Consider the following 9974-nt stretch of genomic DNA (forward strand, 5'->3'; position numbering starts at 1 on the left):
CAGCAGGAAGCGAAGAGCCGGTCAGGAAGGCAGGCTGCCAGGACAGGCAAGGAACCCCGCAGGATGCGGTGATGGATACCTCCAGGATGGAGACGAACGTCAGATCAGGATGATTTGCGGTCAGGAAGACAAAGGACAGCCCGACGGATCGGGAAAGGGAACGCCACAAGGGATAAGGCACGTCAGGGATTGCAGGGAGCAAACCGGTTTACGGACAAGCCAATCAGACGATCCAAAAAGGGGGCAACATGATGTTGCCCCCTTTTTCTATGTCAAAAAAACAATAATAAAGAGAAGAGGAGTGAGGCGTTACCTTTCTCCTATCCCCTTCACTCTTCACGCGGTTAACTACCCGTCGTCTTCACCACCAGACAATCCATGCCCTGACGCGATAGCCGCTGGCAGGCGCTCTTGGCCTGATCCTTGTACATTCCCACCAGTCGGGCCCGGTACAGCGTGTGATTGCTGATGTTCACCTCGTTAACTGCTATCTGGAGGAGCTCGATATTGTCCAACCGACGGGCCGCATCGGATGCCCGATCCCGCGCCTGTTCGGAGCCCCGGAAAGAGCCAATCTGCACCGCCCAGCCAAGATCACCGGCCGGCAAGGCCTGTTTTAGCGATGAGACCTGTGTTACCGATGAGACCTGTTGTACCGGCAAGGTCAGCGATACCCGCTGCAGCACCGCCGGCGCCTTTGCGTCGGGCTCTTTCCTGATCACCTGAGGTACGGTATCCGAACTGCTCACCGGCTTGCCGGCCGGCGCCGCCCTGCCTGATGCCCTGGCCAGCTGAATCGCCCGCTCGAAGCCACTATCCAGCAGTTTCACCATTTGGGCGTCGCGGGACCGGGCCGTCTTCCCGCCCATCACAACGCCAATCAGACGGTGTTCGCCCCGCCGGGCCGAGGTGGCCACATTAAAGCCCGATGCCCGGATATAACCGGTTTTCATGCCATCGACTCCCGCCTGGTTTTTTACCATGCGGTTGTGGCTGGAATAGGTCTTGCCCCTGAAGCTGAAGGAAGAGGTTGAAAAGTAATGATAGTGCTGGGGAAAGTCCTTCATCAATCGCAACGACAGTATTGCCAGATCCCGGGCGGTGGAGACCTGGGCATTGTCCGGTAGACCGGAGGCGTTCCGGAAGCGGGTGGCGCTCATCTTCATCGACTTTGCCTTGGCGGTCATCATACGGGCAAACTCCCTTTCCGTCCCGCCCAGCGCTTCCGCCACCACCACGGCCGCATCGTTGGCGGAGCGCACCACCAGGGCCGGAATGGCGTCCCGTACCCGCAGCCGATCTCCTTTTTTCAATGATATATTGGTTTGCGGCATCGAGGCGGCATGAGCCGATACCGGCATGGCGGTATCCAAGGTCATCAGCCTTTTGTCCATGGCCTCGAACAGCAGATAGAGTGTCATCATCTTGGTGAGCGAGGCCGGATAGCGAGCGGCGTCGGCGCTGGACGCGTGCAACACCTCGCCGCCGTCCGCATCCAGCACGATGGCCGCATAGCGCGGGTTGGCCTGCGCCTGACTCGAGAGGGCCAATAACAGCATGACCGCCGGGAGCAGCCATCCTGTTGTTCCGGTGTGTCTTACAGCAAACATGGAAGGCTCCTCCCAGTGGTGAAGTTAAGTCGGCAGACGCTACGCCATCGTCCGAATCCTGTCCAGCGTTTCCAGCGGCCCTGCCGCCGAAAACCCGCTATCAATGCTGGTGTCGCCCTCTGCTGCTCATGGCTCTTCGCTATTACAAGCATACATCTCTCACCCGCAAGAAGGCGCCGGCCAGACGTCATTTAGCAAGAAGGCGCCATCGGCGCCTTCTTGTCTTGAGGTAGGTACTTGAATCAAGCGTCCTGAATCAGCATAGTCACCAGCTTGGGGCTAGGCACTCAGATTGGGTGCCAGCCACTTCTCGGCCTCTTCTCGCGTCATGCCCTTGCGCGCCGCGTAATCCAGCAACTGATCCTCCTGGATCTGCGCTATCGCGAAATAGCGGGTATCGGGGTAGGAGAAATAAAAGCCCGACACTGCCGCTCCCGGCCACATGGCGTAGGATTCGGTCAGCTGCATGCCGATGCGCGACTCCACATCCAGCAGCTGCCAGAGGGTGCCTTTTTCGGTGTGTTCGGGACAGGCCGGATAACCGGGTGCCGGACGAATACCCTGGTATTTTTCACGGATCAGCTCGTCGTTACTGAGCTGCTCGTCGGCGGCATAACCCCAGTATTCACGCCGTACCTTCTGGTGCATGTATTCGGCAAACCCTTCCGCCAGGCGATCGGCCACGGCGCTGGCCATGATGGCGTTGTAGTCGTCTTCCGCTTCTTTATAACGACGAACGATGTCATCTTCCCCGATGCCGCCGGTGACCGCGAAGCCACCCACATAGTCGGGCTTGGTGTCTTTGGGGGCGACATAGTCCGCCAGACAGTAGTTGGGGAAGCCGTCTTTCTTCTCGGTTTGCTGACGCAGGAAGCGCAGGGTATGCAGCACTTCGGTGCGCGACTCGTCGGTGTAGATTTCCACATCGTCTTCGACGCTGTTGGCCGGGAACAGGCCCATGACTCCGGAACAACGAAGTTCACCTTCGGCCTCCAGTTTGTCCAGCATGTCGTTGGCGTCACGAAACAGCTTCTTGGCTTCTTCGCCTACTACTTCGTCTTCCAGAATGCGCGGATACTTGCCCGCCAGCGACCAGGTCAGGAAGAAAGGCGTCCAGTCGATGTACTCGCGCAGTACCGAAACCGGTACATCATGAAACTCGTGAATGCCTGGTTTGGCCGGTACCGGTGGCGTGTAGGCCTGCCAGTCGATGGCGACCTTGTTGGCGCGGGCTTCGGCCAGAGTCACCGGCCTGGTACGCGGTTTCTTGCGGGCATGCTGGTCCCGCACCACCTCGTATTCCTTGTTCAGCCGCTCGACGAAGGCCGGCTTGTGCTCGCGACTCAGCAGGGTTTGTACCACGCCCACGGCACGGGAGGCGTTGGACACATAGACCACAGGCTCGTCGTAGTTCTGTTCAATCTTGACCGCGGTATGGGCCTTGGAGGTGGTGGCACCGCCGATCAACAGCGGTATGGTGAAGCCCTGACGCTGCATTTCCTTGGCCACATGCACCATTTCATCCAGCGAGGGGGTGATCAGGCCGGACAAGCCTATCATGTCGGCATTGGTTTCCCGGGCCGTCTTCAGGATCTGCTCGCAGGACACCATGACCCCCAGATCCACCACCTCGAAGTTGTTGCACTGCAAGACCACACCGACGATATTCTTGCCAATATCGTGCACATCGCCCTTTACCGTGGCCATGACGACTTTGCCGTTGGTCTGGCCAACCTCTTTGCTGGCCTCGATGAAAGGATTGAGATAAGCCACGGCCCGCTTCATGACTCGGGCCGACTTGACCACCTGGGGCAGGAACATCTTGCCCTCGCCGAACAGATCGCCCACCACGTTCATGCCGTCCATCAAGGGACCTTCAATCACGTCCAGCGGCCGTACTGCCTGTGCCCTGGCTTCTTCGGTATCCTCTTCGATAAAGTCGGTCAGCCCCTTGACCAGGGAATGTGCCAGCCGCTCGTTCACCGGCCAGCTGCGCCATTCCAGATCCCGGGGATCCGCCACCTGGGCACCACTGCCGCGATAACGCTCGGCGATCTCGAGCAGGGCCTCGGTGGCACCGTCGTTCTCGTTAAGCACCACGGCAATGACTTTTTCCTTCAGCTCGGGCTCGATATCCTCGTAAATCGCCAGCTGACCGGCGTTGACGATCCCCATGTCCATGCCGTTCTTGATCGCATGGTAGAGGAAGACCGCATGAATGGCTTCGCGCACCACATCGTTGCCACGGAACGAAAACGACACGTTGGACACACCGCCGGAAATCATGGCGTGCGGCAGCTTGTCCTTGATGTCCTTGACCGCCTCGATGAAGTCGACCGCATAGTTGTTGTGCTCTTCGATACCGGTAGCCACGGCGAAGATATTGGGATCGAAGATGATGTCTTCCGGCGGAAAGCCCACCTGATCCACCAGAATGCGATAGGCTCGCTGACAGATTTCGAACTTGCGCTCCCGGGTATCGGCCTGGCCCACTTCATCGAAGGCCATCACGATCACGGCGGCGCCGTAGCGACGCACCAGCCTGGCCTGTTCGATGAACTGCGCTTCCCCTTCCTTCATGGAGATGGAGTTGACGATACCCTTGCCCTGAATGCACTTGAGACCGGCCTCGATCACCTCCCACTTGGAGGAGTCGATCATGATAGGCACCCGGGAAATATCCGGTTCGCCGGCAATCAGGTTGAGGAAGCGGGTCATGCAGGCCACCGCGTCGAGCATGCCTTCATCCATGTTGATGTCGATGATCTGGGCGCCGCTTTCCACCTGCTGCAGCGCCACTTCCAGCGCCTCATCGTATTTTTCTTCCTTGATCAGTCGCTTGAAGCGGGCCGAGCCGGTGACATTGGTCCGTTCACCGACGTTGACGAACATGGTCTCGGCCGTGATCTGTACCGGCTCCAGGCCGGACAGACGACAGGCCACCGGCAGTTCGGGTAATGCTCGGGGCTTGATGCCCGCCACCGCCTCGGCCATGGCCCGAATATGCTCGGGGGTGGAGCCACAGCAACCGCCCACCAGGTTGAGGAAGCCGCTTTCGGCCCACTCGCGAATATGTCCGGCCATTTCGTCCGCTTCCAGATCATATTCACCGAAGGCGTTGGGCAGGCCGGCATTGGGGTGGGCGGAGACATAGGTTTCGCTGATCCGGGACAGCTCGGCCACGTACTGACGCAGCTCATCGGGCCCCAGGGCACAGTTCAGGCCGAAGGAAATGGGCTGGGCATGACGCAGCGAGTGATAGAAGGCTTCTGTGGTCTGGCCGGTCAGGGTACGGCCCGAGGCATCGGTGATGGTGCCGGAGATCATCACCGGCAGTCGTATATTCTGCCGTTCGAACAGGCCTTCAATGGCAAACACCGCCGCCTTGGCGTTGAGGGTGTCGAAGATGGTTTCGATCATCAGCAGATCGGCACCGCCGTCGATCAATGCCTGGGTGGCTTCGGTATAGGCCTCCACCAGTTGATCGAAGCTGATGTTGCGATAACCCGCATCGTTCACATCCGGCGAAATGGACGCGGTTCTGTTGGTCGGCCCCAGTACTCCGGCGACGAAGCGCGGCTTGTGGGGCTCTTTTGCCGTCCACTCATCGGCCACCCGGCGTGCCAGCCGCGCCGCCTCCCGGTTGATCTCCGCCGCCAGGGATTCCATCTGATAATCCGCCATGGCGATGGTGGTGGCGTTGAAGGTATTGGTTTCGATGATATCGGCGCCGGCGGCGAAATAATCGCTGTGAATGCCGGCGATGATCTCGGGCTGGGTCAGCACCAGCAGGTCGTTGTTACCTTTCAAGTCCGATGGCCAGTCGGCGAAGCGTTCGCCCCGGTAGGCGGCCTCGTCCAGTCGATGTGACTGGATCATGGTGCCCATGCCCCCGTCGATGATCAGAATACGTTCGGCAAGCGCCTGTTCTAGTTGGGAAAAAACGGGGGATCTGGACACTGAAAACTCCTGTTACAACCTGATTCCTGAAAGCGGTGCCCATGCTACCACAAAATACGGGCCCGGAAATCCAGCCATCTACAAGGCCGACAATTAAAAGCATGCTCACCGCAGACAAGATGCATAATTTAACCGCAGTTTTCACTAGTGAAAACCCGGGCTGTTAGGGCACACTATGCACAACCGGCGAAGACCGGCCAACTTAGCTTGCAAATAAAATAAAATACCTTTCGGAAATGTCCCTATGAGCGTCTATTACACCCTGTGTATTCTGGCGGCGATGGCTATTACCATCGCGTTCGTCAATCAATACATCATGAAAATCCAGACTACCATCGCCATTACCTTCGGCGCCCTCCTTATCTCCATCCTGATGCTACTGCTCGGTAAAACGACCTGGCCCGAGCTGCAATTGCATGCCATTGCCACCCTCGAGACCCTCGACTTCGGCGAGTTTCTGCTGCAGGGCATTCTCGGCTTTCTGTTGTTTGCGGGCGGTCTGGGCATTAACCTGCCGGCCCTGAAAAGTCAGAAATGGGAAATTTCGGTGCTGGTGCTCCTCGGCGTGCTGATTTCTACGCTGTTGGTGGCCGGTGGTCTGTGGCTGCTGGCCTATGTGGCCGCCATTCCCCTGCCCTTTATCTATTGCCTGCTGTTCGGCGCGCTGATTTCCCCCACCGATCCCATCGCCGTACTGGCCATCGTCAAGAAACTGGGCGCCCCCGAGCAAATCGCCATCCAGATTGAGGGCGAGTCGCTGTTCAACGACGGTATCGGCCTGGTGATCTTCCTGACCATTTTTGCGGTGGCCTTCAACGGCAATGAAGCGACCTTCGGCTCGGTGATGACCCTGTTCACCCACGAAGCCATCGGCGGCATCATATTTGGCGCCCTGTTGGGCCTGATGTCTCACCTGATGATCAGCGCCACCGACGACGGCTCCATGGAGCTGTTGATGACCCTGTGCATTCCCACCGCCGGCTTTGCCATCGCCAATATGCTGGGCGTGTCCGGCGCTCTGGCCATGGTAGTGGCGGGTATCATGATCGGCAACTGGACCCGCTACACCGGCTTCTCCGAACAGAGTTCGAAGTACCTGGATCAGTTCTGGCATCTGATGGACGAATTTCTCAATGCCCTGCTGTTTCTGCTGATTGGTCTGGCCATGTTACTGGTGCAATTCCACTGGCAGGCCTGGATTCTGATGCTGTGCGGTATTCCGCTGGTGCTGGCCGGTCGCTTCGTCAGCGTTGCCCTGCCCTATGTCGGTTTTCGCCGTTTCCGCAGCTACAACAAGTATTCGATACGGATCCTGACCTGGGGCGGCCTGCGCGGCGGCCTGTCACTGGCCATGGCGCTGTCTATCCCCACCGGCATCAAGCTTGGCACCGAGGGTCAGGTTGAACTGCGGGATCTGATCCTGATGATGACCTACGCCATAGTGCTGTTTTCCATCATAGTGCAGGGCATGACCATCACCCCCATGATCAACAAGGCCAAGGCGGCAGAGAAAGCCGGCTTTCCCATCGAGTAAATAGTACGTGAGGGGTGAGGGGTGAGGGGTGAGGGGTAAAGAGTTAAACACTTAAATCTGCCGATACAGGTTTTACTCCTCACGCTTACCCCCTCACCCTTCACCATCTACCCCTCACGAATGTTAGTCTCGCGTAAGTGACTCGCCGGTGGCACTCAGGGTACGCAGGTCATAGGGCGTCAGCTGGTAAACGTGATAATTCAGCCAGTTGGCAAACAGCAGATGACCGTGGCTGCGCCAGGTCGCCCTTGGGGTATTATCGGCATTGTTGTCGGGGTAATAGTTTTCCGGCATCTGTGGTTCGATACCCACGTCCAGATCCCGCTGGTATTCCGCATCCAGCGTATCCGCATCGTATTCCGGGTGGCCGGTAACGAACACCTGCCGTCCGTCCGGGCTGGCCGCCAGATACACGCCCGCCTTTTCCGACGCCGCCAGTATGTTCAGATCCGTCTTTTGCCGGATAAGGTCCACCGGAAAATCCGCATAGCGGGAATGGGGCGCCAGAAAAACATCGTCGAAACCGCGTACCAGTGGCTCGAACTGGGCCAGATTCTGATGCTCATACACGCCAGACAGTTTTTCCAGTCGGGTTCGCTTGTCCAGCCCGTACAGGATCTTCAGGCCGGCCTGGGCTGCCCAGCACAGAAACAGGGTCGAGGTCACATGACTTTTGGCCCACGCCACTATCTGCTCTATCTTGTCCCAGTACACCACATCGCAGAAGTCGGTCAGTCCCAGCGGCGCGCCGGTGATGATGAGACCGTCGTAGAACTGATCCTGCACCTGCTCGAAATCATGGTAGAAGTGTTCCAGATGCGACTGGGGGGTATTCTTCGAGGGTCTGTCATCGATACGCAGCAAATCCACGCCAATCTGCAGCGGCGAGTTGGACAACATACGCAGCAGCTGATTTTCGGTTTCAATTTTCTTCGGCATCAGATTCAGCAGCAGCACCCGCATCGGGCGGATTTCCTGATTGACCGCCCGGGTCTCCGTCATCACGAAGATATTTTCCTGAGTCAGGACATCGGCCGCTGGCAGGCGATCCGGAATTCTGATGGGCATTTGCTCACTCCATGTACAGCATCGGTAAGAAAGTCTAGACATCTGGAAATCTACAACAAAGCGGCGGCTCTTGTCATCCCCGACGTGTGCCGCAGACCGAAGATACGGTAAAATCCCGATAACGCACCTCGAGGATAAGCATATGGAACCCGTGATTGAACTGGTGAGTACCGGTGATGAAATCCTGACCGGCCTGATAACGGATACCAACGCCGGCTGGCTGTCGCAGCGGTTGCTGGAGCAGGGCTGGCAGGTTCGCCGTCGCTTTACCCTGGGCGATAACAAGGCCGATCTGGTCGAACTGTTTGTGCAACGCAGCCACCAGGCCGACCTGGTGATCGTCAACGGCGGCCTGGGGCCCACCTCGGACGATATCAGTGCCGACGCCATGGCCGAGGCCGCCGGCGTTCCGCTGGAACTGAATCGGCACTGGCTCGAGGTAATGCAGCAGAAATACAGCAGCCGTCATCGCGTCATGCCCCAGAGCAACAGCAAACAGGCCATGCTGCCGCAAGGCGCCGAGCTGGTGGACAACCCGGTAGGCACCGCCTGTGGTTTTGCCATCAAACTCAACCGCGCGACCTTTTTCTTTACCCCTGGCGTGCCGTCCGAGCTGAAAAAAATGATGGACGATGAAATACTGCCACGACTGCGTCGTCAGCTCGGTCAGAATGGCCATAGCCAGGTGCGCCGTTTCTTCCTGTTCGGTCTGTCCGAGTCCGGATTAAGCGACCGACTCGACCATCGGCAATGGCCGGCCGGCATTACCCTCGGCTACCGAGCCAATTCGCCAACCATAGAGCTGAAGCTGATTATCGAAACCGAAGATGCGGCCGCCATTGCCGCCGCCGAAGCACAGTTACTGGAAGAAGTGGGCACTCACCTGGTGGCGCGGGACCAGATGAATTTTACCGCCAGCCTGGGCCCCCTGTTATTGAACAAGGATCTGACCATCTTCGAGGACGCCAGCGGCGGCCGCCTGACCGATACCATCAGCACCATTACCCGTGAGTTTGAAGGCCATTATGTGGCGGGGCTGCCGGATGGTGCCGAAGATCTCGCCCACTGGTTGACACGCTCGGTGCGTCCGCTGACCCTGGCCATCGGTGCCGAAGGCCCGCAAGGTATTCCCGTTGCCCTGCTCTCGGCTCAAGGCTGTCAGGTACAAACCCTGCAAATGCACTTTCGTGACCCGCTCAATCGACGCCGGCTGCTGGCCTTTGCCGCCTTCGATATGTTGCGCCGCCACCTGAACGATGAAACCGTGATGGTGGATTACGATATATTGCCCTGCAGCGAGCGATTCACCCTGTCGGCATAAAAAGCGGGCGAGATCGAGTCGCCCCATCGTTTAGCCTTGCAGCCGCCATTTGACGAGCAGTAGAAAGGTGGCAAAAACGATGCCATGATCGCTGGGGAAAGCATCACCGGATGCATCCTTGGCGTTGAGATTTGGCACCTATTGACTGACCCGCACCGCCTGCTCGTAAACATTCCAGATACCAAGGAGTTGTCTGTAGATGACGTCAGCAGGCAACTCCTTGGCATCTGGGAGGATAAAGGGATCTGCTGAACAATGCGGTGGTAGATGAAACATCGGCATCGGATGCGGCTAGGCCACATTGCACAGCCTTCGTGCAATATTCGTCACTCACGGTTAAAACCCAGACGTAAAAAAGCCCGACTCTTTCGAATCGGGCTTTTTATATTGGGTGCCTGGCAGTGACCTACTTTCACATGGCAGCTGCCACACTATCATCGGCGCGGCTGCGTTTCACTTCTGAGTTCGGCATGGGATCAGG

Annotated in this window: 5 protein-coding genes and 1 rRNA gene; 2 read left to right on the forward strand and 4 right to left on the reverse strand. The window is 58.0% G+C overall.

The window, feature by feature from the left end:
• Positions 1-344: 344 nt before the first annotated feature.
• Positions 345-1610, reverse strand: coding sequence for a D-alanyl-D-alanine carboxypeptidase (locus HNR62_RS07100; protein ID WP_204795387.1), 1266 nt, complete (start codon positions 1608-1610; stop codon positions 345-347).
• Between the two features lie 279 nt (positions 1611-1889).
• Entirely contained in the window at positions 1890-5570 is a 3681-nt protein-coding gene (gene metH / locus HNR62_RS07105; protein ID WP_204795388.1) for a methionine synthase, read from the reverse strand.
• 244 nt (positions 5571-5814) lie between these two features.
• Between metH and HNR62_RS07110 the strand changes: the two genes are divergently transcribed.
• Entirely contained in the window at positions 5815-7104 is a 1290-nt protein-coding gene (locus tag HNR62_RS07110; RefSeq protein ID WP_204795389.1) for a cation:proton antiporter, read from the forward strand.
• Positions 7105-7227: 123 nt separating this feature from the next.
• Here HNR62_RS07110 and metA read toward each other — a convergent pair whose 3' ends face one another.
• A complete protein-coding gene (gene metA, locus HNR62_RS07115; RefSeq protein ID WP_204795390.1) occupies positions 7228-8172 on the reverse strand; it encodes a homoserine O-acetyltransferase MetA in 945 nt (314 codons plus the stop codon).
• Positions 8173-8314: 142 nt separating this feature from the next.
• On the opposite strand from metA, the gene HNR62_RS07120 reads away from it, so the two are divergent.
• Positions 8315-9493: a CinA family nicotinamide mononucleotide deamidase-related protein gene (locus HNR62_RS07120; RefSeq protein ID WP_204795391.1), complete on the forward strand. Its 1179-nt coding sequence runs from the start codon at positions 8315-8317 to the stop codon at positions 9491-9493.
• A 393-nt stretch (positions 9494-9886) separates the two neighbouring features.
• Here the strand turns inward: HNR62_RS07120 and rrf are convergent.
• Positions 9887-9974: ribosomal RNA gene (gene rrf, locus HNR62_RS07125) — 5S ribosomal RNA — on the reverse strand; the annotation flags it as partial.

Origin of the sequence: Oceanisphaera litoralis (assembly GCF_016907015.1) — a bacterium.
Lineage (GTDB): Bacteria > Pseudomonadota > Gammaproteobacteria > Enterobacterales > Aeromonadaceae > Oceanimonas > Oceanimonas litoralis.

What these genes read in the sequence shown, in the direction of transcription:
- metA (WP_204795390.1), bottom strand. Translation starts at nt 8,172, where the DNA reads ATGCCCATCAGAATTCCGGATCGCCTGCCAGCGGCCGATGTCCTGACT.
- HNR62_RS07100 (WP_204795387.1), bottom strand. Translation starts at nt 1,610, where the DNA reads ATGTTTGCTGTAAGACACACCGGAACAACAGGATGGCTGCTCCCGGCG.
- HNR62_RS07110 (WP_204795389.1), top strand. Translation starts at nt 5,815, where the DNA reads ATGAGCGTCTATTACACCCTGTGTATTCTGGCGGCGATGGCTATTACC.
- HNR62_RS07120 (WP_204795391.1), top strand. Translation starts at nt 8,315, where the DNA reads ATGGAACCCGTGATTGAACTGGTGAGTACCGGTGATGAAATCCTGACC.